This window comes from Alcaligenes faecalis, assembly GCF_009497775.1.
In the GTDB taxonomy this organism is placed as follows: Bacteria; Pseudomonadota; Gammaproteobacteria; order Burkholderiales; family Burkholderiaceae_B; genus Alcaligenes; species Alcaligenes faecalis_D.
The window spans coordinates 2,767,421-2,791,056 of record NZ_CP031012.1 but is presented as its reverse complement, the minus strand read 5'-3'; the positions used below and the strand labels follow the sequence as shown (position 1 = coordinate 2,791,056).

The following is a 23,636-nucleotide window of genomic DNA, read 5'->3' as shown; positions in this document are numbered from 1 at the left end:
CAATGAAAATGGTAAACGTATCGGAAGCAGCACAAAAGACGCCAGGGCGTGTCTTGTCAGTCACAGAATCCATACTGGCGATGATGGGGCTGTGCTTTGTGGTGATGTTGGTGGCAATTGATCAGACCGTGGTCGGGACAGCGTTGCCCACCATTGTGTCCGAGCTGCATGGTTTTGAACTGTATGCCTGGGTGGCAACCGCGTATTTGTTGACTTCGGTGATTACCGTGCCTATTTTTGGCCGCCTGGGGGATTTTTATGGACGCCGCCGCTTTGTGCTGGTGTCCATCGTCTTGTTTACCCTGGCTTCCGTACTCTGTGGCATGGCGCAAAGCATGTTGCAGCTGGTGTTGGCTCGGGCCTTGCAGGGGATAGCCGGGGGCATGCTGGTCGGGACCGCTTTTGCCTGTGTGCCCGATCTGTTTCCTGACCCTCGTGTGCGTTTGCGCTGGCAAGTCATGCTTAGCGCTTCCTTTGGGATTGCGAACGGGGTGGGGCCCTTTCTGGGTGGGATTCTGACCGAGCACTATGGCTGGCGCTCCGTGTTTTATGTGAACCTGCCCGTGGGTTTGTTAAGCCTGTATTTTGTCTATCGTTACTTGCCGCAGATTCGCCATTTCCGTCAGACTAAAGTGCGTCTGGATTGGCTGGGGGCCTTGCTGCTGATGGTGGGGCTGGCATCTATTCAGCTGCTGGTGGAGCTCTTGCCGCAATATGGCGGTAGCTACCTGATGGTCTTGCTGGGACTGTGCAGTGTGGCCGCCTTTGTTCTGCTGGTGGCTTGGGAACGTCGGGTTACAGAGCCTTTGCTGCCTTTGGTCCTGTTCAGTAGCCCTGCTCAATTCTCTTTGTTGGTTCTGTCTGCCGGTCTGGGCTTTATTCTGTTTGGCCTCTTGTTCTATGCGCCTCTGTTGCTGCAAGGCGGTTACGGTTTGCGGCCACAAACTGCCGGTTTATTGATCACCCCCTTGGTCGTGTTCATTACCGTGGGCAGTATCATTAATGGCCGTACGATTACGCGCCTGCGTCGGCCCACCATGATGTTTTATCTGGGTCTGGTGCTGCTGAGCATTGCTTGCGTGGGCATGGTGTTCATCAAGAAAACCGATCCGCATTGGCATTTTGTGATTTACGCCACGATTGCAGGTACTGGTATTGGTTGCATCATGCCGAATCTGACGGTGTTTGCGCAGGAAATTGTCGAGCGCTCCATGCTGGGGATTGCCACGGCCATGCTACAGTCCATGCGCATGGTGGGTGGCATGTTGGGTACGGCGGTGGTCGGAACCCTGATCAATTACCAGTATGGTGAGGCCATCCGCACGCAATTGGCGGCTTTGCCCACGAGCCTGATCAACTCCCTGCAAGACCCGCAAGTCCTGATGAGTGTGAGTCAGCAGACACAGTTTCTGGAGCAGGCGGGGCAGGACGGGCAGATGTATCTGGGCTTGGCCCGCGATGCCCTGGCACATGCCGTCAATATGGGTATGGCCGTGACTTTGCTGCTGATTGTCTGGTGTTTTTATTGGGTACGCAAAGTGCCGCCGATACGATTTAATCGTCAAGAACAGTCTTGAACATGATGAATGAATTTCCGCAACTTCAAGCGGCTCAGCAGTTGGGGCGCACGTATCGCAGTCTGATGGCGGCGTTTGACCAGCAATTGGGCATGCCCTTGCCACGCTGGCGTGTCCTGATTTGCTTGTACCAGGAGAACGGCTGCCTGTCGCAAAAGCAATTGGTGCGCTTGCTGCGCATTGATCCGGCTGCGGTGACTCGGCAGCTTAAAAGCATAGAGTCCCTGGGCTTGGTCGAGCGTTTCACCGATGAGCAGGACAACCGCCTGACCAATGTGCGTCTCAGCTCCGCTGGCCGCGAACTGGTCGAGGCCACCTTGCCCCGGCGCCGCCGCCTGGTGGAAGCCATGCTGCAGGACTTCTCCGATCAGGACTTGAACCAGTTGATTACCTTGCTGGGCAACTGGGAAAGCGCCTTGTTGAAAGCGGGCGACAAAGATTTACTTTGAGACGTATCGGTACTTTTTGTATTTACAGAGACGCCGCCTAGTCTCGGAATTTCTGGTGATAATAAACACGTGCCGGTTTCGATCAGGATGAAGGCAGGGTCTTGAATCCTAGCTTTTTTCCAGCTTTCGGGACCAGACATGGCACGGCTGTGTCATGGGCAGGTACAATCCTGTTTTAGCAGGAGGGCAGGGGGCGCTGATTGCACTATAGCTGTCGCGCTTGCTGATCTTTTCAACTTCCAGGCTAGGCGCCTTTTCAAGCTGATCTTCACATCGGTTTACGGCGATACGCCCGGCAGCAGGATTGTTTAACTTATCTAGCTTAATGCTACTTCAGGCAGGACTGTCAAAATCATGAGTGCAATCGTAGATATTATTGGCCGCGAGATTCTGGACTCCCGTGGTAATCCAACGGTGGAGTGTGATGTATTGCTCGAATCGGGCGCTATGGGGCGTGCATCCGTTCCATCTGGTGCATCCACTGGCGCTCGCGAAGCGTTGGAGCTGCGTGATGGTGACAAGAGCCGTTACCTGGGCAAAGGTGTTTTGCGCGCTGTCGAGAACCTGAACACGGAAATCTCCGAAGCCTTGATGGGCTTGGATGCTCAGGAACAAACCTTTATCGATCGCACCCTGATCGAGCTGGACGGTACCGAAGACAAGAGCCGCCTGGGCGCCAACGCCATGCTGGCTGCCAGTATGGCTGTGGCCCGTGCCGCTGCTGATGATTCGGGTCTGTCCCTGTACCGCTACTTCGGTGGCAGCGGTGCCATGGCCATGCCTGTGCCGATGATGAACGTCATCAACGGTGGTGCACACGCCAACAACACCCTGGACTTGCAAGAGTTCATGATCATGCCCGTGGGCGCCAAGAGCTTCCGCGAGTCGCTGCGCATGGGTGCAGAAGTATTCCACACCCTGAAAGGCCTGATCCACGATCAAGGCATGTCCACCGCTGTGGGCGACGAGGGTGGCTTTGCTCCTAACGTGGCCAACCACGAAGCCGCTATCGAACTGATCTTGCGCGCTATCGAACAAGCTGGCTACGAGCCCGGCACCCAGATCGCTCTGGCCCTGGACTGCGCCGCTTCCGAGTTCTACCGCGACGGTAAATACCACCTGGCTGGCGAAGGTGGTGTGTCCCTGAGCTCGCAGGACTTTGCCAATCTGTTGGCTAACTGGTGCGACAAGTACCCCATCATCTCCATCGAAGACGGCATGGCCGAAGACGATTGGGACGGCTGGCGCATTCTGAGCCAGCAACTGGGCGACAAGATCCAGTTGGTTGGTGACGATTTGTTTGTAACCAACACCAAGATCCTGAAGAAGGGTATCGAGCTGGGTATCGGTAACTCCATCCTGATCAAGATCAACCAGATCGGCACCCTGACCGAAACCTTTGCTGCCATCGAAATGGCCAAGCGCGCTGGTTACACCGCCGTGATTTCGCACCGTTCGGGTGAAACCGAAGACTCCACGATTGCGGACATCGCTGTGGCTACAAACGCCATGCAGATCAAGACAGGCTCCCTGTCCCGTTCCGATCGCATGTCCAAGTACAACCAGTTGTTGCGTATTGAAGAAGAATTGGCAGAAGTTGCTACCTTCCCAGGTCGCGAAGCGTTCTATAATCTGCGCTAATTCTGTTTGATGAACCGGGTCAGAAGACCCGGTTCTTATATCACCATGCGCCTTATCGTCCTGCTCCTGCTGTGCCTGACCCTGGTAACCCATTACGCTTTATGGTGGGGCAAAGGCGGTTGGCTGGATGTACGGCAAATGCAGACCAGGCTGGTTGCGCAAAAAGAAACCAATGAAGCCCTGACGGCGCGTAACAACGCCTTGCTGGCCGAGGTTCAGGATTTGCGTTCGGGTACCCACGCGGTTGAAGAGCGTGCTCGTAGCGAATTTGGCATGATGCGCGAAGGCGAGATCTTTGTGCAGATCGTGCCTCCCGGTGGTTCGGCTGCCACAACAAGCAGCCCACGTTAAGAAGTAGCGCGCAAGGCGCTGCTGGAACGGCTGATCGGCCTGTTCATTCCTGATTGTTCTCCTGCTTTGTGTTTGGATCGTTGATCCGGGCTTTGTTGCGCTCCTTGTATGTGGGCCTGGATCGGGTCTGGTTTTAAGTAGCAGTCATTTCAGGGGCAGAGCGGTGACGGAGTGGCTATCGAGTCCCTTTGGCTTTGTCGGTTTTGTGACGGCCTTATCGGCGCTTTCCTTCTTCTTGTTCCCTTCACTGCCCTGACTACGGCCATAACTGGCTGTAATTCTGTCTTCCGCTTGGAGCAGGAATGCGTTTATAGCGTCCTATGTTGCCGATATCTGAAGCCCGCCCCGAATGGCGCGACAGTTAGTAGCAGGCAGGGTTTGGGGGCAGAGATTCAGCTCCTCCTGAGTCTGGTGTGGGGGCGGCAGGCCCTGGAGAGGGCGAATCCTGACCTGATCCTTGAGCAGAGCCATCCCATGGCGGCAGACGGCTATCTCCGACCGTTGATGGCGGTTCCGCTGGCTCCAGGTCTGCGGACCAGCCTGTTTGGGAAACTGGCAAAGCAAGCTCGTTTTCAGTCTGCTGGGCATAGACGACTCGACCGTCAGCCAAGTCATCCCACTGCACGGCATCAGACTGCATGGGGTGTCTGATTTCCAGGCGTAGCCAGACCGCTGCCGAACCTGAAGGGCCAGGCATGCTGGCAGCAAGCTTGGGTAGCAGGCGAAGCAAGGAAAGAGGTCCCGGCTTATGGGCATAGAGCAGGTACAAGTGCAATGTGTTGGCCTGGTAGATGCTGGGGCCGCCGTGGCTGGCTTGATCCGCTTGTCGCGCCTGCCAGCCCTGGGTAATGCTTGTACGCCCCTCATGAAGCCGGGAAGGCCTGCCATGCAGCATGAAAGCCTGCGGTGAGGGAGACAGAATCTGGATTTGCCATTGATCGTGCAGTGGCACTTTGGCAGCAGCCAGTGTTTGGCTGAATGCCAGGGCAATGGTTTCAGGCCGGGCATGATGCACGCTGGCCTGACGAGCTGCCTGCAACAGGCCGTGCTGCAGGCGTACGCGCAAGGAGTACAGCGTCAGCACGTCCAGCACCAGCCAGCTCAGCAGGATGATGGCCAGCAAGGCTCCCGTGATGTGAGCGCCTGCCAAACCGGATTGATGATAGGGTGAAGAAAAAGAATCAGCCATGATGTTGCCATCATGGCTGACTGTCTTTTAGCTCGGTAGAAGGACTTGTGCTGGCGTAGTCCCTCGTAGTGGTTTCTGCTTAGTGCAGGGTATCGTCACCCGGTTGGGTATCGCCCTTGTCGACAAACAGGGACGCGCAATCAATTGCGTCGTACTGATAGGGCTTGCCGCAGAAGTTGCAGGACACATTGATGGTGTCTTGCTCGGCCAGCATTTGCTCGATCTCTGCCCGGCCCAGCATGCGCAGCATATTGCTGACGCGTTGACGGGAACAGGGGCAATGCCAGCGCACGGACTGAGGCTCAAAGACTTGCAGGTCTTCTTCCCAGAACAGGCGATGAATCAGGGTGTCGCTATCCAGTTGCAGCAATTCCTGAGTCTGGACGGTGGAGCCCAGCGCCAGGGCGCGTTCCCAGGTGTCCAGGTTCTGTGCCAGGCTGTGGCCGCCTTGGGGCGGGATACGTTGCAGCAACAGACCCGCACAACGGTTCTCGTCGGCGGCCAGCCACAGGTGGGTATCCAGCTGTTCGGAGGTGCGCATATAGGTTTGCAGAACCTCGGCAACGGTCTCGCCTTCCAGAGGCACCACGCCTTGGTAAGGACGGAAATCCTTGCTGCTCTGACGCGGGGCCAGCACCACGGTGAAGCGCCCTTGGCCTTGCGGGTTCAGCAGGGTTTGCAAAGTGCCGGTTTGGGGCACGGGATGGTTCTCACGCAGCGATACCGTTGCGCGTATGTCCATGTCCGAGGTGCACTCCACTACCAGCAAGGCAATCGGGCCATCGCCCTGGATTTGCAAAATCAGGGAGCCGTCAAACTTGAGGTTGCCCGCCAGGAGCACCGAAGCGGCCACCAGCTCGCCCAGCAAGTCGCGGATGCAGGCAGGGTAGTGCTGGTGTTCCAGACCCATTTGCCAGGCTTGTTCTAGATGAACAATCTGGGCTCGTGTGCTTTGGTCGGCGAACAGGTATTTTTTTAAAATGTCGGTCATGACTTTGCTGTACTACTAAAAAATGAAGAGGCAGCCTGCCTGCTCAGGTGGCTGCCGAAGTAACACGGGTAGGGCGCGCATCGATCAGACGAGTCTTGCTAAGACGGTCGTGCAGGAACTGCTGGTCCTTGTCGAACCAGGTCCAGATAAAGTTCAGAAAAGGCGTAAACACGATAAGAAGGTCCGTGGACGCATAGCCTGTGTAGCCAGACAGAAGCTGAACCAGCAAGGCCCCCAGCAAGGGCAGGGGCCATAGCAGAATATAACGCAGCAGCAGGGTGCGCAGGGCAGGAATCTGGCCTTGCTCATCTACCAGTCGCATGTGCCAGGTTTTCATGGGCAGGGTCTGGCCCACTTTGCGCCAGCACAGCACAAAATAAATCCCCAGTGCAATAAACAGAACGACCTGACGCACATGACGCAGATCCAGGCCGCTACGGCTTTGGGTCAAGGTATCAAACAGATAGCCGGTGGTGAAAATAACGCCAAACAGCAGGATGGATTCATACATCATGCAGGCAAAGCGTCGCCAGCGGCCAGGAGTAGTGAGTGTGGGTGTCATGGTGCGTCTTGAGGCAGGGAAGACTGCCATTATCGCGTATATCGCTGCCTAACGGAATGCTGCCGGTTCAGGGCTGGAACAGCAGGCCTGCTATCGAGCGGGCCCCAAAAGGGTGGAAAAGTACTCAAGATAGATGGGGAGCTTGTCCCAATAAACAAGGGCCAAGCCATTTTCATGGACTTGGCCCTTGTTGCCTTGTGCAAGATGGCTTGACGCTTATTCGGCGCTGGCCGAGTCTTCGCTGGCGTCCGAGGCGGCCTCGTTATTGCGATAACTGGCCGGAACCATGTCAAAGCAGAACAGGCGGCAGTCCAGAGCGCCGTTGTACAGCGGGTAACGACGCTTGGGCTTGAGGCGCATATGACGCGGCAGCTCCAGGTCGCTGCTGATCATGTTCACGCTCCAGTTGGCGAAGTTTTGCTTGAGGTTGCTGGCCCAGTTTGGCCAGAAGTCCTCGTCCTGATGTTCCAGACGTTCGCCGTAAGGAGGATTGGTGACAATCCAGCCGGCTTCTGTTTCCGGGCGAATCTTCAGGGCATCGCCTTGCTCGAAACGAATCGTCTCCAGCGTCAGGTGCGAGCGCTCCAGGTTGGAACGGGCAGCATCCAGAACGGTGGGGTTGATGTCGTAGCCAATCAGCGGCGTATCCAGGCGAGGAGCGATCATGGAGCGCGCTTCGTCCTTGATGTCACGCCACAAACGCTGATCGTGGCAACGCAGACGCTCGAAGTGGAAGGGGCGCCAGATTCCGGGAGGTGCGCCCAAAGCCATCCAGGCGGCTTCGATCAGAATCGTGCCACTACCGCAGAAAGGGTCGATCAAAGGCTTGCTGGGGTCCCAGCCAGACAGGGCCAGCAGGCCCGCTGCCAGGTTTTCACGCAAAGGCGCATCGCCCTTGTCATGACGCCAGCCGCGCTTGAACAGGGACTCGCCACTGGTGTCCAGATAGAAGGTGGCACTGGTCTCGTCCAGGAACAAATGCACCTTGGCATCCGGGCGTACGGTATCGATGGAAGGACGTGCGCCTTCCAGATCACGCAGGCGGTCACAAATCCCGTCTTTGGCGCGCAGATTGCAGTACTGCAGGCTTTGCATGGGGCTGCGTACGGCCGAGGTGTCGACACGCAGTGTCTGCTCGGGGCCGAACCAGCGCTCCCAGGGAGTCACGCGGGCCAGGGCCAGAATGTCTTCCTCGTTGGTGACAGGAGCGTGCGAGACTTCCAGCAAAATGCGTGTAGCCAGTCGCGAGGACAGGTTGGCGCGCATGACACCGATCCAGTCTGCGTCAAAATGGCAACCAGCACGACCGGTTTGGACGTTCTCGTAACCCAGTGCTTGCAGTTCCAGCGACAGCGCCTCTTCCAGCCCTTGTGGGCAGGGAGCAAACAGGCGGTAGCGTTCGCCTTGCAGGGCCTTGACCTGGACGCGCTCGTTTTGCTCGATATTGCTATCGGGCAGGCGCTGACCGGGCTTGGGGGCCTGGGGGCTGTCTACACGCTGGATAGGCGAGACATACTGAGGAAAGGCATCGGAGTCACCGGCCGGGCTAAAAAGCTTGCTGGGCATCTTGCCGGCAGGGGTACGCTCCGAAGATTCGTTGTCGCCCTTGAAGGCCGGACGTTCGCGGCGTTCACCCGAGAAATTGCGACGTTCACCCGTTTGAGGGCGGCTGTCACGGTCACGGTTAAATGTGGGACGTTCGCGGCGCTCACCGGAGAACTCACGACGCTCGCCGGATTGCGGACGGCCTTCGCGGTTGCGGTCGAATGCGGGGCGTTCACGGCGTTCACCAGAGAATTCGCGACGTTCACCGGATTGCGGGCGGCCGTCACGGTTGAATGCTGGACGCTCGCGGCGTTCACCGGAGAACTCACGACGTTCCCCCGATTGTGGACGGCTGTCACGGTCACGGTTGAATGCGGGGCGTTCGCGACGCTCGCCCGAGAACTCACGACGTTCACCGGATTGTGGGCGGTCTTCGCGGTTGCGGTCGAATGCTGGGCGCTCACGGCGTTCACCGGAGAACTCACGACGCTCACCCGATTGAGGGCGGCTGTCACGGTCACGGTTGAATGCTGGACGCTCGCGGCGTTCGCCAGAGAACTCACGACGTTCACCGGATTGTGGGCGGCTGTCACGGTCGCGGTTGAATGCGGGGCGTTCGCGACGCTCGCCCGAGAACTCACGACGTTCACCGGATTGTGGGCGGTCTTCGCGGTTGCGGTCGAATGCTGGACGCTCACGGCGCTCACCGGAGAACTCACGACGTTCGCCCGATTGCGGACGGCTGTCACGGTCACGGTTGAATGCGGGACGCTCGCGGCGTTCACCGGAGAACTCGCGACGTTCACCCGATTGTGGGCGGCTGTCACGGTCACGGTTGAATGCGGGACGTTCGCGGCGTTCGCCGGAGAACTCACGACGTTCGCTCGATTGAGGACGGCCTTCGCGGTTGCGGTCGAATGCGGGACGCTCGTGGCGCTCCCCGGAAAACTCGCGACGCTCACCCGATTGGGGACGGCTGTCATGATCGCGGTTGAATGCGGGACGCTCGCGGCGCTCACCGGAAAACTCGCGACGTTCACCCGATTGGGGACGGCTGTCACGATCGCGGTTAAATGCGGGACGCTCACGGCGTTCACCGGAGAATTCGCGACGTTCACCGGATTGCGGGCGGCTGTCACGGTCACGGTTAAATGCGGGACGTTCGCGGCGTTCGCCAGAGAACTCACGACGTTCGCCCGATTGGGGACGGCTGTCACGATCGCGGTTAAATGCTGGACGCTCACGGCGTTCACCGGAGAATTCGCGACGTTCGCCAGACTGAGGGCGGCTCTCACGGTCACGGTTGAATGCCGGGCGTTCACGGCGTTCGCCGGAGAACTCACGACGCTCACCCGATTGGGGACGATCTGCGCGGTCGCGGTTGAAAGCAGGGCGCTCGCGGCGGTCCTGGTCACGTTTTTCTACGTAAGGGCGGGCCTCGCGCTTGGGGCCGCCCTGGCGGTCTTGCTGCAGGCTGGCCGCACGTGCGCGCGCACCCGAGCGCACGCGGGGTTCCGCATTGCTGGCTTTCTTTTTAGGGCCTGGGTTCAGGCTTAGTGTCTTGCGTTCAGATTGGTCTGACATGAATAAGGTATTAGAAGGGTTTTATAACCACCAGGATGAGGACCAGCAGCAGAACGATGACCGGAATTTCATTGAACCAGCGGAAGAATACGTGTGAGCGGCTTTGTTGCCCTTGCTGGAACTGCCGCAGATAGCGTCCGCACACACCGTGAAAGGCAAACAGGATCAAAACCAGGGTCAGTTTGGCGTGCATCCAGCCCTGTCCTTTGCCTATGCCGTAATACAAAAACAATCCCAGGCCTGTCAGCAAAGTCAAAATGGCCAAAGGGGCCATAAAGCGATACAGGCGCCGGGCCATGCCCAAGAGCGTTTCATAGGTCTTGGCATCTTGCTCCTGGGCCAGATTGACATAGATGCGGGGCAGGTAGAACAGCCCGGCAAACCAGGAGGTCACAAACAAGATGTGAAATGTTTTTAGCCAAAGCATGATTTAACCACGCATTTGGCCATTGCCATGCAAGACCCATTTGTAGGTCGTCAAACCTTCCAGGCCAACCGGGCCACGGGCGTGAAGACGGTTGGTGGAAATACCGATTTCTGCACCCAGGCCGTACTCGAAGCCATCGGCAAAACAGGTAGGCAGGTTCACCATGACGGAGCTGGAGTCCACTTCGCGCTGGAAGCGCTCGGCCAGACTCAGGTTTTCCGTCACGATGGATTCTGTGTGCTCGGAGCTGTACTGGGCAATATGGTCCATGGCCTGGTCCATGGAATCCACAATACGGATTGCCAGAATGGCTGCGGCAAATTCGGTTTCCCAGTCTTCCTCGGTGGCAGGGGCCACGTTGGCGACCAGAGCGCGGGTCTGCTCACAGCCACGCAGCTCCACCCCTTTTTCCTGCAATTGGCGGGCCATTTCTGGCAGGAAAGCCGGTGCAATGCTGCGGTGAACCAGCAAGGTTTCCATGGTGCCGCAAATACCGTAGCGATAGGTCTTGGCATTGAACACGATGCGGGTCGCTTTTTCCAGATCGGCAAATTCATCCACATAGACGTGGCAGTTGCCGTCCAGATGCTTGATCAGAGGAACCGTTGCTTCGGCGCTCAGTCGTTGGATCAGGCTCTTGCCACCACGCGGGACAATCACGTCCACGTAGTCGTTCATGGTTACGAGCAGGCCAACAGCATCGCGATCCGTGGTGGGAACCACTTGTACGGCTTCTTTGGGCAAACCAGCACGTTCCAGGCTGCTGGAGATAATCTGGGCCAGAGCCTGGTTGGAGTGAAACGCTTCGCTGCCGCCGCGCAGAATCGTGGCATTGCCGGATTTCAGGCACAGGGCGGCGGCGTCAATGGTGACATTGGGGCGCGATTCGTAAATGATGCCGATCACACCCAATGGCACACGCATCTGAGCGACACGCATGCCGTTAGGACGGGTACGCGAGGCGCTGATCTGGCCAACCGGATCGTCCATGTCTGCAATCTGACGCAGGCCTGTGGTCATAATTTCCAGGGCACGATCCGACAGGACCAGACGCTCGATCATGGCCGGGGCAATCTGACGTTCACGTGCCGCTTGCAAGTCCAGCTCGTTGGCTGCTTGCAACTGGGCTTTCTGCTCAATCAGGGCATCAGCCATATAGCGCAGGGCGTCGGCCTTGGCTTTGCCAGTGGCGGCGCGCATGCGACGGGCAGCAAGCTGGGCGCGCTTGCCCAAATCTTGCATCATGGAAGACAGATCGCCGACCTGGGTGGCGGCAGAGGACTGGGTGATATCGTTCATAGCCGTGTAACTCTCCGGTTCAAGAGAGCATTATCGCAACAATTAAGAGGTTAAGGGGGTATCGGACGCTTAGCGGCGGGGCGCTTGTGTCGCGACCGCGATACGCATGGTCAGGCGGCGCATTTCTTCCCACGGGTCTTGCTGACGTCCGTTGGGGTGCAGGCCTTTGATCAAACGGTCTATATCGTGTGCATGCAGAACCGAAGCGGGCCAGCTTTGAGGCGGGATGCGGTCCAGGGCCTGACGGACGAGTTTTTCGCGCGGGCCAAAAATGCGGTATTGGCGAAACAGGTTGGACAGGTCCTGCCCTTGCTGACGCGCTTGTGACAAACGGGCCAGGGTACGCACTTCTTCGCCTACTGCCCACAGGACCAGGGGCAGGGCTTCGCCTTCTGCCTGCAAGCCATCAAGCACCGTCAGGGCGCGTTGGCTTTGGCCGGCCAGCATGGAGTCGCGCAGATCAAACACGCTGTAGCGTGCTACGTTCAGAACCGCGTTTTCCAGTTCTTCCTGGCTGAGCTGGCCGGGTGGGTAAATCAGGGCCAGTTTCTGAATTTCCTGATGGGCGGCCAGGAGGTTGCCCTCAACCTTGTCGGCCATCCACTCCAGGCTGTTGCGCTCCAGGCTTTGGTCCTGGACTTTGAGGCGCTGGGCAATCCAGCCAGCCAGGGAGTTGCGGCTGATGGGCTGAATTTCAACCCAGCAGGCCACCTGTTCCAGAGCCTGGCACCATTTGCTATTGCGCGTGGCCTTGTCCAGGCGGGGAAGTTGAATCAGAAAGCTGGTGCCATCCATTTGTCCGCCGCTGATCAGCTCGCACAGCTTTTGCAGGGCATCGCCGCCCGGCTTGCCGGGTTTGCCGCTGGGAATGCTCACATCCACCAGCTTTTGATCACCAAACAGGGAAATGTTCTGGGCGACAGCAAACAACTGTGACCAGTCGGCCCGTGCATCCAGGGTAAAGCTGCTGCGCTCGGTAAAGCCGTCCTGGCGGGCGCGAGCGCGCACCGCATCGGCGGCTTCAACCAGCAGGAGGGGCTCGTCACCGGACACCACATAAAGCGGTTGGAAGGCTGCGGATGGCGTGGCCAGTTCGCGCAGCAAGGTGTCGTGGTCGGCCCTGCGTCCCATTTTTACAGCGGTGCCTGTTGTCGAGTAGGCAGCAGTTCCATGTCTTCCATGGAGCTGGCGTCAGGCTGACTGCTCATGAAATGGTAGGCGCTGGTCACATCGGGCGAGCTCAGGCGACGTACTGTGCGGTTGATCAGAGACTGTTCCATGTCACGGAAAATCATCTCGATTTCGCTGTCCTTGGCTTGTACGGCTTCGGCATCGTACGGCACTTCACGGATGACGTTCAGTGTCGTGGGAGGCAGAATCACGCGGCCTTTGGAGTCCAGCAGTTCAAACACAAAGGTCAATTGCAGCTCGTATTCCTCGACCTGACCTTTGGCGTTGATGGAGATTTCGCGCTGGTTTCGGGTGTGGGATAGCTGCTGCAAGATGGCCTGTGCGTCTTTGGGATCTTCAACAAAGCGGGTTTGAGGCGAGCTGGCCAGCAAGTTTCGACGCAGGTTCGCACCAAACGCGCTGTTATCCGTAATGTTGGTGTAGATCGTCTGGAACGGCAGCGGGGCCACCCCTTTGAGGTGAAAGCCACACGCTGTCAGAACAAGGCTGAGCAGGAGGATCAAGCCCGCCAGTCCCCAGAACCTGGGTGCAGGAACAGACAAGGAGCTGGAAGGAAGCAGGCGGGCTAAGTGCATGATTAACCTACGACGTTAACGAGTTTGCCAGGCACCACAATGATGCGCTTGGCGGGGCGGCCTTCCAGATACTTGAGCACGGCAGCGTGTTCGGCTGCGGCTTGTTCAATGGCGGCTTTTTCCGCTCCCTGAGGCACGACCAGGGAACCGCGCAGCTTGCCGTTGACTTGCAGCATCAGCTCCACTTCGTCGGCAATCAGGGCTTGTTCATCAACTTCAGGCCATTGGGCATCCAGCATATCGCCCAGACCGTCTGCCCAACCCAGTTCACGCCACAACTGCCAGGTGATGTGTGGGACCACAGGATACAGAACGCGCAACAGGATGGACGTGGTTTCAGCCAGGGCACGTTGTGCAGCAGGCGTGTCTTCCCATTGAGTCTGTTCCAGGGTGTTGAGCATCTTCATGCAAGCCGAAACTACGGTGTTGTATTGAATACGTTCGTAGTCGTAATTGGCTTGCTTGAGCAAGGAGTGGATTTCCAGGCGGGTACGCTTGGCGGCCGCATCCAGATCGCTCCAGTCGGTCGCCTGGGCGTTACCGGCACGCAGGGCTTCGGCGTGGCTGTAGCAGAAGGCCCACAGGCGACGCAGGAAGCGGTTGGCCCCGTCCACGCCCGAATCCGACCACTCCAGTGTTTGTTCTGGCGGGCTGGCGAACATGATGAACAGACGAGCGGTATCGGCACCCAGCGTGTCGATCAGGGACTGTGGGTCCACGCCGTTGTTCTTGGACTTGGACATGGTGCCAATGCCGTTGTACTGCACGGGCTGACCATCGCTCTTCAAGCGGGCACCGATAATCGCGCCTTTTTCGTCGTAGACGTTTTCGACAGTTTCAGGCCAGAAGTATTCGATACCACCTTGAGGTGTGCGGCGGGTGTAGCTGTGGTTCAGCACCATGCCCTGGCACAGCAGGCGGGTGAAGGGCTCGTCAATCTTGACCAGGCCCATGTCGCGCATGACTTTGGTCCAGAAGCGGGCGTACAGCAAGTGCAGCACAGCGTGTTCGATACCACCGATGTACTGATCCATGGGCATCCAGTAATCGGTGCGTTGATCGGTCATGGAGTCGTTCAGCTTGGGCGTGGTGTAGCGCAGGAAGTACCAGGACGAGTCCACAAAGGTGTCCATGGTGTCCGTTTCGCGACGTGCCGGTTTGCCGCAAGCGGGGCAAGCGCACTTCAGGAAGGCTTCGTGCTTGTTCAGCGGGTTGCCGCTGCCATCGGGAATCAGCTCTTCGGGCAGAACCACGGGCAGGTCTTTTTCTGGAACAGGAACCGGGCCGCAATCATCGCAATGGATGATAGGGATAGGAGTGCCCCAGTAGCGCTGACGGGAAATGCCCCAGTCGCGCAGACGGTAGGTGGTTTGTTTCTCGCCCAGTTCTTGAGCATTCAGGTCTGCCGCAATGGCATCCACGGCAGCGACGTGCGTCAGGCCGTCGTACTTGCCGGAATTGATGGTCTGACCTTGCTGCTTGTCGCCGTACCAGTCTTGCCATTGGGTGGCGTCGTACTCTTTGCCTTCAACGCCAATCACTTGCTGAATGGGCAATTGGTATTTCAGGGCAAAGGCGAAGTCGCGTTCGTCGTGAGCGGGAACGCCCATGACGGCACCGTCGCCGTAGCTCATCAAGACGTAGTTACCGACCCAGACAGGAACGTCGGCGCCAGTCAGTGGGTGCTTGACGATCAGGCCGGTAGGCAGACCTTCTTTCTCGCGGGTAGCCATATCGGCTTCCGTGGTGCCACCTTTCTTGCATTCTTCAATAAAGGCCGTCAGCTCGGGATTGTTGCGGGCAGCCAGGGCAGCCAGCGGGTGTTCAGGAGCAACGGCACAGAAGGTCACGCCCATGATGGTGTCCACGCGGGTGGTGAACACGAAGAGGCGACCGTCCTGAATCAGTTGGCCTTGCTCGTCACGAATATCGTGAGGGAAGGCAAAACGCACGCCCTGGCTCTTGCCGATCCAGTTTTCCTGCATCAGACGCACACGCTCGGGCCAGCCGGGCAAGCCGGTTTTCACGGTGTCCAGCAGCTCTTCGGCGTAGTCGGTAATGCGCAGGTAGTAGCCGGGGATTTCACGCTTTTCAACCAGCGCGCCCGAGCGCCAGCCACGGCCTTCAATAACCTGTTCGTTGGCCAGAACGGTTTGGTCTACCGGGTCCCAGTTCACGGTCTGGGTCTTGCGGTAGGCAATGCCTTTTTCCAGCATCTTCAGGAACAGCCACTGGTTCCATTTGTAGTACTCGGGATCGCAGGCGCACATTTCGCGCGACCAGTCGATAGCCAGACCCATCGCCTGCATCTGCTTTTTCATGTAGGCAATGTTGTCGTAAGTCCACTTTGCAGGCGGAACTTGCGATTTGATGGCGGCGTTTTCAGCGGGCATGCCAAAAGCATCCCAGCCCATGGGCATGAGAACGTTAAAACCGCGCATGCGTAGCTGGCGCGCCATCATGTCGTTGATGGTGTAGTTGCGCACGTGGCCCATGTGTAGCTTGCCGCTGGGGTAGGGCAGCATGGAGCATGCGTAAAACTTGGGTTTGAGCGAGCCATCGGGAGCGGTGGCGTTTTCGACGGCGCGATAGGCGTCCCGATCGGTCCAGTTTTGCTGAGCGAGTTGTTCAACCTCGCTGGGGTTGTAACGTTCCTGCATGAGTGGCAATACCGTTTTAGACAAAAGTAAAGGAGTATCCGCCATTATACGGGGCAAATCTCGCTGTGGACGGCTGCAAGGTAGGCAGTGTGCATGAGCGTAATGGCAGACAGGAGGCAGGCCTGTCACAGCAGCCTGTGAAGGGCAAAAAAAGCCCCTGCAGGGCAGGGGCTTTTTTTGAAAACCAATCCGCTGCAGGAGCGGGGCGCGAATTAACGCAGCTTGGTTTCTTTGTACTCGACGTGCTTGCGAACGACGGGGTCAAATTTCTTGATCACCATCTTTTCAGGCATGTTGCGCTTGTTTTTGGTGGTGGTGTAGAAGTGACCCGTACCGGCGGACGATTCGAGTTTGATTTTTTCGCGTATACCTTTTGCCATGATGAGCTCCTGGTTAAATGTTTAAGAAGCGCAGCTTAGTATTTTTCGCCGCGGGAGCGCATTTCGGCCAGAACGGAGTCGATACCGTTCTTGTCGATGGTGCGGATAGCGTTAGCGGAAACGCGCAGGCGAACCCAGCGGTTTTCACTTTCAACCCAGAAACGACGGGACTGCAGGTTTGGCAGGAAGCGACGCTTGGTCTTATTGTTGGCGTGCGAAACATTGTTGCCCGACATTGGGCCTTTTCCGGTCACTTGGCATACGCGTGCCATGGTCATACCCCTTGAGATCTAAATCAGCCTCCGCTAAACGAAAAAAGCCGCGGGCGATTGTAAAATTAGGATCGTGTTAACCCCAGTGCTGGGGTACAAAGAAGATTATTCTAATATGGAAAAATCACTTAGATCAAGTTTTACCGTGCTTTCCTTGCTGCGTTGCGGCCAAACAGCCACGATAAGACGGCACAACTGGCCAATACGGCAGTCAATGGCAAGGCATTGGACGAGGACCAGCTGCTGACGGCAAAACCGGCCAGCGCACCACACAGCATTTGCAAGGCGCCCATCAGGGCCGAGGCCGTTCCCAGACGGTGGCCTTGCTCAGTCAGGGCCAGAGCCGCGGAATTGGGGTTCACAAAGCCCTGGCAGGCCATAAAGCCCATCAGTGTCACCATCAGCCAGCTCAGGTCCAGTACGCCCAGCAGGGTCAGAACGGCACCCAGCAAGGTAAAGATGACCTGCAGTCCCTGCGCTACGCGCAGTAAGGTGGGCGGGCTGTAGGTATTGAGCAAACGGGCGCTGACCTGAGAGAAAACAATCAGACAGGCGGCATTCGCCCCAAAATAAAAACCGAAATGGCGCGGCTCGACGGCAAATAAATCAATAAAGACGCGTGGTGATCCGGCGATATAGGCAAACATGCCCGCAGAACTGAAACCGGCGGCCAGCGAATAAAACATGAAAGGCCGGTCACGCAGTAAAGCGCTGTAATTATGCGCAATCAGTTTGGGTTGCAGGGGTAGGACACGTTCGGGGGCCAAGGACTCCTTCATGGTGAAGAAAGTCAGCAGCCACAAGAGCACCCCACAACCGGCCATGAAATAGAAAATGCCGCGCCAGTCGCTAAACAGCAGGATCTGGCCGCCGATCAGCGGGGCCAGAATCGGCATGACGCCCATGATCAGCATCAGCATGGACAGGGCGCGGGCGGCTTCACGGGTCTCGAAACGATCCCGGATCACGGCGCGGGGAATGGCCATGCCTGCCGCGCCACCAAAGGCCTGCACAATGCGCCAGACGGTCAGTTCATCAATATCGCTGGCGCGCGCACAGAAGAAAGAAGCAGTGGTGAAAATCAGCACGCCCAGCAGCAGGGGCAGTTTGCGCCCGAAGCGGTCGGCCATCGGGCCGTAGACCAGCTGAGCCACGCCCACACCCAGCAAGAAACCAGCCAGCGTGCGCTCTACCATGCCTGCCGAGGTGTTCAGACTCTGAGCCATCGCCGGGAAGGCGGGCAGGTACATATCAATGGCCAGTGGCCCCAGGGCGGTGAGCAGCCCCATCAGGATTAGCCAGGGGGGAAATGCAGGGGAGTGGTTGCGTGTCATCGGGCCAAGTATTAAGGTGGGGCAGATCCTGGCCGAGAGCCTGAACCCACTACCCTGTGCCGCGCATCAAATGCAAACCGATGCAATGGGCCAAAGGCAGGCAGTTTAGCATGGGGTAAAGCTAATTCCGGTATAAGTGCTTTAGGTGTGAAGTATGTGATTCGTGACTTTGACGCAACGGATTCAGGGGCTGATTGTATTAGGCTACAGGATTGACAGCTTACGGGCGGTGTGTCGAAACAGGCGACACATTGTCATCTTTGTTTGTTTACATGCAAGGAGGCGAAGTTGAGTTCAATTTCATCAATGGTCCAGGCCAAATTAGATCAACTCAGCATCCCGGTTCGGCTGACCTTGCCTAACGGCGAGCAAGTTGGAACGGCCAATGCAGCGGTTCATCTGATCATCAAAGACAATGCCACCTTGGCGCAGCTGGCCGCCGGGCAATCCGGGCAGTTGGGGGAAGCCTACGTGGAAGGGCGTATGGACTTTGAGGGCTCCATGCGGGATCTGATGCAACTGGCCGCAGACATCTTGCCGGGCTCCCCGGTGGATGCGGCCCAGGCAGGCTGGCTGACTTCCATCGTCAAGCATCTGACGTCCGTGTGGCGTCATTCCCAGGAAAAGGACGCCAAGCAGATCCAGTTTCACTACGACTTGTCGGATGATTTCTATGCCTTGTGGCTGGACCCGCGTCGAGTCTATTCCTGCGCCTATTACCGCGAACCGGACATGACGCTGGCGCAGGCTCAGGAAGCCAAGCTGGATCACATTTGCCGCAAACTGCGCCTGCAATCGGGCGAGCGTTTTCTGGATGTGGGAGCCGGGTGGGGCGGGCTGCTGATGTGGGCGGCTGAAAACTACGATGTGGACGTGACAGGCATTACCTTGTCCCGTAACCAGCATGCCTATGTGAACGGGCTGATCGAGCAAAAAGGTCTGTCGGGCCGGGCCCGCATGATGTTGCTGGATTATCGCGAGCTGGATGAACTCAAGCCTTATGACAAGCTGGCCTCGGTGGGCATGTTCGAGCACGTGGGCCGCGCCCAGCTCAGCGCTTACTTCGACAAGTTGCGCCGTCTGGTCAAGCCGGGTGGCCTGATTCTTAATCACGGCATTACCGCAGGTGGCGTGGACAATAGCCAGTTGGGCGCCGGGATGGGCGACTTTATCGAGAAATACATTTTTCCCGGTGGCGAGCTGACCCATATCAGTCATGTGCTGCGTCATCTGGCCGAAGGTGGGCTGGAAGGCCTGGACATTGAAAATCTGCGTCCCCACTATGCGCGCACCTTGTGGGCCTGGAGCGATGCTTTGGAAAGCCAGCTGGACAAGGCCAAGGCCACGCTGGATTCCGAGCAAGGTCAAAAATCCTTGCGCGCCTACCGGGTTTATCTGGCCGGTTGCGCGATGGGCTTTGAGCATGGCTGGATTGCCTTGCATCAGGTTCTAGCCCAGGCGCAAAGTGCCGGGCGGGCGCAGGAGCTGGATTACGCCCCAGACCTGGTGTATCCGTGGCGTCGAGACTATATGTACCAGCGCTAGAGCGCCGTTTGGCAGGGCAAATGACAAGGTGTTATGCCTTGTCATTTGTCTTTTCAGGCCCCGGTTTCAAGTCGCCTAATCAAATCTGAATTAATAAGTAACAAAAAAAAGTTTAGAAAATCGCTAAAACCACGCCAAACAAGGGTTTTGTTGCGTTTTCGCCATTGACATATTTCGGAAATTTGCTGGTTTTGTGCGGTAAGAATTTGTTTTTGATTGCAAAGGCCCGTAGAATGGCCTCCTTATCAGATTCATCAATTCGATTTAGAGCCGCCTGAACAGCGTGTTCTATTCGCACCAAATCATCGCCCCGCGCGGTGTAGCCCAGCCCCAGCCGTTTTGTTTCGGTCAAGGCACAGGACGGTATAAAAAAGGGTGTTGCCCATCTACATCGTCCCGGGTTTTTCGTGAGTGCCTGGCACTCGCTCTATACGTAGGTATGTATTGGCGATAAGAGCATCGTCTTCCGCACACCCCTTTAGCCTTGGCGCCGACTGATCATGCAGGACGCGTCCACAGTAACTCAAGGAGGAGCATCATGTCTTCATACTTCCCTCACGCCGGTGCCAAGTCGCGCTTGCACCGCTTTCCCCTGATTCAAGCCTCCGTGCTGACCAGCGTTCTGCTGGGTTTGTCGTCCGCTGCACAAGCCGCCACGCCGGTTGCCTGCGAACTGGACCGCACTGTCCGCTTTGGCGGCATGAATTGGGAATCGAATCTGGTCCTGACTGAAGTCGAGCGTTTTATCGCTGACAAGGGTTATGGCTGCAAGACTGAGGTCATCTCGGTCGAGACGCTTCCGGCTCTGGCCGCATTGGAGCGAGGCGACCTGGATGTCAACACTGAAATCTGGCTCAACAGTGTGGCTGATCCCTGGAAACAGGCTGAAGCCAAGGGAAATGTAAAACGTATTGGCGATATTTATATGGGTGGTGAAGCCTGGTTCATTCCACGCTACACCGCCGAGCGCCTGCCTGAACTGAAGTCCGCTGCGGACTTGCCCAAGTTCAAAGATGAATTCAAAGACCCTGAAGAACCCGGTAAAGGCCGTTTCTATGGTTGCCCGGCAGGTTGGGGTTGTGAAGTGGTCAGCGGCAATCTGTTCAATGCCCTGAAGCTGGGTGATACCTTCACTCTGTTCTCGCCCGGTACCGGTGCCACGCAGAAGGCTGCCTTGACCTCCGCTTATCAGCGCAAGGAAAACGTGGTGTTCTACTACTGGTACCCCACACCGCTGGTGGGTTCCATGGATCTGGTCAAGCTGGAGCTGCCTGCTTATGACGAGAAAAAGCACGGGTGTCTGACGGACCCGGATTGTGCCAATCCAGAGCCTAGCGATTACCCCGAAAATCCGGTGTTCACTGCCGTGAATACGGAGTTCTCCAAGCAAGCTCCCGAGCTGACGGCCTTCCTGGCCAATGTCAGCATGCCCCTGGAGCTGATGAACGACACCATGGCCCACATGGAAAAAACCGAGGGTGAGCCCGAGGATGTGGCGCACTGGTTCCTGAAAGAGCACGAGGACACCTGGTCCAAGTGGGTGCCGCTGGATGTGGCTCAGCGCGTAAAAGCCGCTCTTTAGTATTCGTGATGTTGTAGGGCGAGGCCGGCCTCGGTGACTGCACCCCATGAGGGTGCGGGCACTGAGCCGTACCTCGCTTTTCTGCCTGGCCCCTCTGTGGTCGGCAGGCTCATGGCCGGGCGACATGCCCGCGCCGCATGCACGAGTTTTACGGAGTGTTTTTTATGTTTCCTGAGTTGATTGATCCGCGCGCCTTACGTTTGCCCATCGATCAGTTCGTGGGTGATCTGGTTGCCAATTATTCCAGTACCTTGCGCGCCATGACCCAGCCTTTGCTGGACATGCTGGTCTTCATGGAGTCCATCTTGCGCAGCAGCCCCTGGTGGGCCGTCGTGCTGGTGGTGGTCGTGCTGGGCTGGGCTGCCAGCCGCCGCGTCCTGTTTTCCGTGGCCATGGGTGCCATGTTGTTTGTTATCGGCTTGATCGGCCTGTGGGATGCTGCCATGCAGACCCTGGCGCTGATGATCGTGGCCGTCTTCCTGTCTGTTCTGATAGGCATACCGCTAGGCTTGTTGATGGCCAGCTTCAACTGGCTGCGCCGCATCATGATGCCGGTGCTGGACGTGATGCAAACCATGCCCAGCTTTGTGTATCTGATTCCGGTGGTGATGCTGTTCAACCTGGGCAAGATCGCCGCCCTGATTGCCACCATTATTTATGCCATTGCGCCGGTGATTCGTCTGACGGATCTGGGCATACGCCTGGTCGACAGTGAAGTGCTGGAAGCCTCGCGCTCCTTCGGCTCCAACCGCTGGCAGCAGCTTTACGGCGTGCAACTGCCTTTGGCCATGCCCAACATCATGGCCGGTATCAACCAGACAACCATGATGGCGCTGGCCATGGTGGTGATTGCCTCCATGATCGGTGTGCGTGGTCTGGGCTACGAAGTGCTGCAAGGCATTAACCGCCTGCAAGTGGGCCGTGGCCTGATGGCCGGTCTGGGTATTGTGCTGCTGGCCATCTTGTTTGACCGTATCACGCAAGAATTTGGTCGCCGCTTTCAGACACGGGAGGCCTCATGAGCAAGATTGAAGTTCGCAATATCTACAAGATCTTTGGCTCCCAACCCGAGCGTTGGCTGGAAGAGGCCCGTAACGGCGTCCGCAAGGACGAGCTGCTGGCCAAGAGCGGCCATACGCTGGGTCTGCGTGATATTAGCCTGTCCATTGAGCATGGCAGCATTTACGTCATCATGGGTTTGTCCGGTTCGGGCAAGTCCACCCTGATCCGCCACTTCAACCGTCTGATCGAACCGACGGCCGGGCAGATTCTGGTTGATGATGTGGACGTCATGAGCCTGGACTGCAAGGCCTTGATGCAGTTTCGTCAGCAAAAGATCAGCATGGTCTTTCAGCGCTTTGGTTTGTTCCCGCATCGCACCGTACTGGAAAATGCCGCGTATGGCTTGCAAGTGCAGGGCATGGGCCGCGCTGCCCGCGAGGAAAAAGCCACGTACTGGCTGGAGCAGGTGGGCCTGCAGGGCTTCGAGAATCAGTATCCTCACCAGCTGTCTGGCGGTATGCAGCAGCGTGTGGGTCTGGCGCGTGCCTTGGCCACCGATGCTGACATTCTCCTGATGGACGAAGCCTTCTCGGCGCTGGATCCCTTGATTCGACGCGAAATGCAGGACCAGTTGCTGGAACTGCAAGCCCGTCTGAACAAGACCATTGTGTTTATTACGCATGATCTGGACGAGGCCCTGCGTCTGGGTAACCGGATTGCCATCCTTAAAGATGGTGAGCTGATCCAGGAAGGTTCGCCCGAGGATATTCTGCTGTCGCCTGCCAGCGATTATGTGCAGGCTTTCTTGCAGGATGTGAACCGCAGCAAAGTGCTGAACGCTGCCCATGCGGTGCGCGATTCCAGCAAGACGCTGACTTTCACCATGCGTACCCGTGCTGTTCATGCGCTGGAGCGTTTGAGCGAGCGGGGCGTGCGTTATGCGCCTGTGCTCGATGGCAAGCGTCTGGCCGGTGTCTTGATGCGTTCCAGTGCTCAGGAAGCGGTGCAGCAAGGGGCACGGGATATTTCCAGCTTTGTGGATGAGATGAGTTCGGTTCCCGCCACCATGGGCCTGGATGAAATTTTGGGGCAATTGCTGCGTAGCAGCGAGCCTCTGGCCGTGACGGGCGAAAACGACGAGTTCCTGGGCCTGCTCTCGCGTAGCAAGGTCGTGGATCTGGTCAGCCCGCTTATTGATGCGGTTGAGGAATCGCCGGATGCGGCTGCAGAGTCGGCTCCGGATGATACCGCCAAGATCGTGGAAGCAAGTGAAGGTACCAAGCCTGCTGCCTGAGCATCCTTGTCTTGGTAAGGCGATAAAGAAAACGGGACCAGTTATTCGACTGGTCCCGTTTTTTTATATGTTTGCGCTTTGAAGGCTTGCCGTATTTTGGCCTTAGGCTTTTGATGCTGAGCAAAGAGCAAAGAGCAAAGAGCAAAGAGCAAAGAGCAAAGAGCAAAGAGCAAAGAGCAAAGAGCA

General features: G+C 57.5%; 21 protein-coding genes. 8 read left to right on the top strand and 13 right to left on the bottom strand.

Annotated features, from left to right (window positions below):
• The first annotated feature begins 2 nt into the window (after positions 1-2).
• From DUD43_RS13000 to ftsB, 4 genes are all read left to right on the top strand, one after another.
• Positions 3-1,577, top strand: coding sequence for an MDR family MFS transporter (locus DUD43_RS13000; protein ID WP_416202926.1), 1,575 nt, complete (start codon positions 3-5; stop codon positions 1,575-1,577).
• A 2-nt stretch (positions 1,578-1,579) separates the two neighbouring features.
• Positions 1,580-2,026, top strand: a complete 447-nt coding sequence (locus DUD43_RS12995; RefSeq protein ID WP_153230615.1) for a MarR family winged helix-turn-helix transcriptional regulator — start codon at positions 1,580-1,582, stop codon at positions 2,024-2,026.
• A 354-nt stretch (positions 2,027-2,380) separates the two neighbouring features.
• A complete protein-coding gene (gene eno / locus DUD43_RS12990) occupies positions 2,381-3,667 on the top strand; it encodes a phosphopyruvate hydratase (protein WP_009456510.1) in 1,287 nt (428 codons plus the stop codon).
• Between the two features lie 45 nt (positions 3,668-3,712).
• Positions 3,713-4,018 (top strand): cell division protein FtsB, encoded by a 306-nt coding sequence (ftsB, locus tag DUD43_RS12985; protein ID WP_009456508.1) that lies wholly within the window; start codon positions 3,713-3,715, stop codon positions 4,016-4,018.
• Positions 4,019-4,379: 361 nt separating this feature from the next.
• On the opposite strand, the gene DUD43_RS12980 is transcribed toward ftsB, so the two are convergent.
• The 12 genes from DUD43_RS12980 to DUD43_RS12925 form a co-directional block, all read right to left on the bottom strand.
• A complete protein-coding gene (locus DUD43_RS12980; RefSeq protein ID WP_153230614.1) occupies positions 4,380-5,207 on the bottom strand; it encodes a hypothetical protein in 828 nt (275 codons plus the stop codon).
• Positions 5,208-5,286: 79 nt separating this feature from the next.
• Positions 5,287-6,198, bottom strand: coding sequence for an Hsp33 family molecular chaperone HslO (gene hslO, locus DUD43_RS12975; protein ID WP_009456504.1), 912 nt, complete (start codon positions 6,196-6,198; stop codon positions 5,287-5,289).
• A 43-nt stretch (positions 6,199-6,241) separates the two neighbouring features.
• A complete protein-coding gene (locus tag DUD43_RS12970) occupies positions 6,242-6,760 on the bottom strand; it encodes an RDD family protein (protein ID WP_153230613.1) in 519 nt (172 codons plus the stop codon).
• Between the two features lie 216 nt (positions 6,761-6,976).
• Positions 6,977-8,326, bottom strand: coding sequence for a THUMP domain-containing class I SAM-dependent RNA methyltransferase (locus DUD43_RS19435; protein WP_231691408.1), 1,350 nt, complete (start codon positions 8,324-8,326; stop codon positions 6,977-6,979).
• Positions 8,327-9,899: 1,573 nt separating this feature from the next.
• Positions 9,900-10,316 carry a CopD family protein gene (locus DUD43_RS12960; protein ID WP_035272539.1) on the bottom strand — a complete coding sequence of 139 codons (417 nt, stop codon included), beginning with the start codon at positions 10,314-10,316 and terminating at the stop codon, positions 9,900-9,902.
• Between the two features lie 3 nt (positions 10,317-10,319).
• Entirely contained in the window at positions 10,320-11,615 is a 1,296-nt protein-coding gene (locus DUD43_RS12955) for a glutamate-5-semialdehyde dehydrogenase (RefSeq protein ID WP_088450488.1), read from the bottom strand.
• Positions 11,616-11,684: 69 nt separating this feature from the next.
• Positions 11,685-12,746: a DNA polymerase III subunit delta gene (gene holA, locus DUD43_RS12950; RefSeq protein ID WP_153230612.1), complete on the bottom strand. Its 1,062-nt coding sequence runs from the start codon at positions 12,744-12,746 to the stop codon at positions 11,685-11,687.
• 2 nt (positions 12,747-12,748) lie between these two features.
• Entirely contained in the window at positions 12,749-13,381 is a 633-nt protein-coding gene (gene lptE, locus DUD43_RS12945; RefSeq protein ID WP_228125785.1) for an LPS assembly lipoprotein LptE, read from the bottom strand.
• 2 nt (positions 13,382-13,383) lie between these two features.
• On the bottom strand, positions 13,384-16,041 hold the full coding sequence (leuS, locus tag DUD43_RS12940) for a leucine--tRNA ligase (RefSeq protein WP_153230611.1): 2,658 nt from the start codon (positions 16,039-16,041) through the stop codon (positions 13,384-13,386).
• Positions 16,042-16,253: 212 nt separating this feature from the next.
• On the bottom strand, positions 16,254-16,421 hold the full coding sequence (gene rpmG, locus DUD43_RS12935) for a 50S ribosomal protein L33 (RefSeq protein ID WP_003802781.1): 168 nt from the start codon (positions 16,419-16,421) through the stop codon (positions 16,254-16,256).
• A gap of 35 nt (positions 16,422-16,456) precedes the next feature.
• A complete protein-coding gene (gene rpmB, locus DUD43_RS12930; protein ID WP_003802782.1) occupies positions 16,457-16,693 on the bottom strand; it encodes a 50S ribosomal protein L28 in 237 nt (78 codons plus the stop codon).
• A 140-nt stretch (positions 16,694-16,833) separates the two neighbouring features.
• Positions 16,834-17,982 (bottom strand): Bcr/CflA family multidrug efflux MFS transporter, encoded by a 1,149-nt coding sequence (locus DUD43_RS12925; RefSeq protein WP_153230610.1) that lies wholly within the window; start codon positions 17,980-17,982, stop codon positions 16,834-16,836.
• Positions 17,983-18,333: 351 nt separating this feature from the next.
• Between DUD43_RS12925 and DUD43_RS12920 the strand changes: the two genes are divergently transcribed.
• Positions 18,334-19,572: a class I SAM-dependent methyltransferase gene (locus DUD43_RS12920; RefSeq protein WP_153231631.1), complete on the top strand. Its 1,239-nt coding sequence runs from the start codon at positions 18,334-18,336 to the stop codon at positions 19,570-19,572.
• Positions 19,573-19,684: 112 nt separating this feature from the next.
• Here DUD43_RS12920 and DUD43_RS12915 read toward each other — a convergent pair whose 3' ends face one another.
• Entirely contained in the window at positions 19,685-19,924 is a 240-nt protein-coding gene (locus DUD43_RS12915) for a hypothetical protein (protein WP_153230609.1), read from the bottom strand.
• Between the two features lie 186 nt (positions 19,925-20,110).
• Here DUD43_RS12915 and DUD43_RS12910 point away from each other — a divergent pair, with 186 nt between their 5' ends.
• From DUD43_RS12910 to DUD43_RS12900, 3 genes are all read left to right on the top strand, one after another.
• On the top strand, positions 20,111-21,154 hold the full coding sequence (locus DUD43_RS12910; RefSeq protein ID WP_153230608.1) for an ABC transporter substrate-binding protein: 1,044 nt from the start codon (positions 20,111-20,113) through the stop codon (positions 21,152-21,154).
• 164 nt (positions 21,155-21,318) lie between these two features.
• Positions 21,319-22,176 carry an ABC transporter permease gene (locus tag DUD43_RS12905; RefSeq protein WP_009456478.1) on the top strand — a complete coding sequence of 286 codons (858 nt, stop codon included), beginning with the start codon at positions 21,319-21,321 and terminating at the stop codon, positions 22,174-22,176.
• Complete coding sequence (locus DUD43_RS12900; protein WP_153230607.1) at positions 22,173-23,450, top strand: quaternary amine ABC transporter ATP-binding protein; 1,278 nt, start codon at positions 22,173-22,175, stop codon at positions 23,448-23,450. The genes DUD43_RS12905 and DUD43_RS12900 overlap by 4 nt, the downstream gene beginning before the upstream one ends.
• The last annotated feature ends 186 nt before the right edge of the window (positions 23,451-23,636 follow it).

Bases quoted from the DNA above. Each gene is read 5' to 3' on its own strand.
- eno (WP_009456510.1), top strand. From the start codon at position 2,381: ATGAGTGCAATCGTAGATATTATTGGCCGCGAGATTCTGGACTCCCGT.
- DUD43_RS12970 (WP_153230613.1), bottom strand. From the start codon at position 6,760: ATGACACCCACACTCACTACTCCTGGCCGCTGGCGACGCTTTGCCTGC.
- DUD43_RS12960 (WP_035272539.1), bottom strand. From the start codon at position 10,316: ATGCTTTGGCTAAAAACATTTCACATCTTGTTTGTGACCTCCTGGTTT.
- lptE (WP_228125785.1), bottom strand. From the start codon at position 13,381: ATGCACTTAGCCCGCCTGCTTCCTTCCAGCTCCTTGTCTGTTCCTGCA.
- DUD43_RS13000 (WP_416202926.1), top strand. From the start codon at position 3: ATGAAAATGGTAAACGTATCGGAAGCAGCACAAAAGACGCCAGGGCGT.
- DUD43_RS12995 (WP_153230615.1), top strand. From the start codon at position 1,580: ATGATGAATGAATTTCCGCAACTTCAAGCGGCTCAGCAGTTGGGGCGC.
- holA (WP_153230612.1), bottom strand. From the start codon at position 12,746: ATGGGACGCAGGGCCGACCACGACACCTTGCTGCGCGAACTGGCCACG.
- DUD43_RS12920 (WP_153231631.1), top strand. From the start codon at position 18,334: ATGGTCCAGGCCAAATTAGATCAACTCAGCATCCCGGTTCGGCTGACC.
- hslO (WP_009456504.1), bottom strand. From the start codon at position 6,198: ATGACCGACATTTTAAAAAAATACCTGTTCGCCGACCAAAGCACACGA.
- rpmG (WP_003802781.1), bottom strand. From the start codon at position 16,421: ATGGCAAAAGGTATACGCGAAAAAATCAAACTCGAATCGTCCGCCGGT.
- DUD43_RS12900 (WP_153230607.1), top strand. From the start codon at position 22,173: ATGAGCAAGATTGAAGTTCGCAATATCTACAAGATCTTTGGCTCCCAA.
- DUD43_RS12910 (WP_153230608.1), top strand. From the start codon at position 20,111: ATGTCTTCATACTTCCCTCACGCCGGTGCCAAGTCGCGCTTGCACCGC.
- DUD43_RS12905 (WP_009456478.1), top strand. From the start codon at position 21,319: ATGTTTCCTGAGTTGATTGATCCGCGCGCCTTACGTTTGCCCATCGAT.
- DUD43_RS12955 (WP_088450488.1), bottom strand. From the start codon at position 11,615: ATGAACGATATCACCCAGTCCTCTGCCGCCACCCAGGTCGGCGATCTG.
- leuS (WP_153230611.1), bottom strand. From the start codon at position 16,041: ATGCAGGAACGTTACAACCCCAGCGAGGTTGAACAACTCGCTCAGCAA.
- DUD43_RS12925 (WP_153230610.1), bottom strand. From the start codon at position 17,982: ATGGGGCTGCTCACCGCCCTGGGGCCACTGGCCATTGATATGTACCTG.
- ftsB (WP_009456508.1), top strand. From the start codon at position 3,713: ATGCGCCTTATCGTCCTGCTCCTGCTGTGCCTGACCCTGGTAACCCAT.
- DUD43_RS12980 (WP_153230614.1), bottom strand. From the start codon at position 5,207: ATGGCTGATTCTTTTTCTTCACCCTATCATCAATCCGGTTTGGCAGGC.
- rpmB (WP_003802782.1), bottom strand. From the start codon at position 16,693: ATGGCACGCGTATGCCAAGTGACCGGAAAAGGCCCAATGTCGGGCAAC.
- DUD43_RS19435 (WP_231691408.1), bottom strand. From the start codon at position 8,326: ATGCCCAGCAAGCTTTTTAGCCCGGCCGGTGACTCCGATGCCTTTCCT.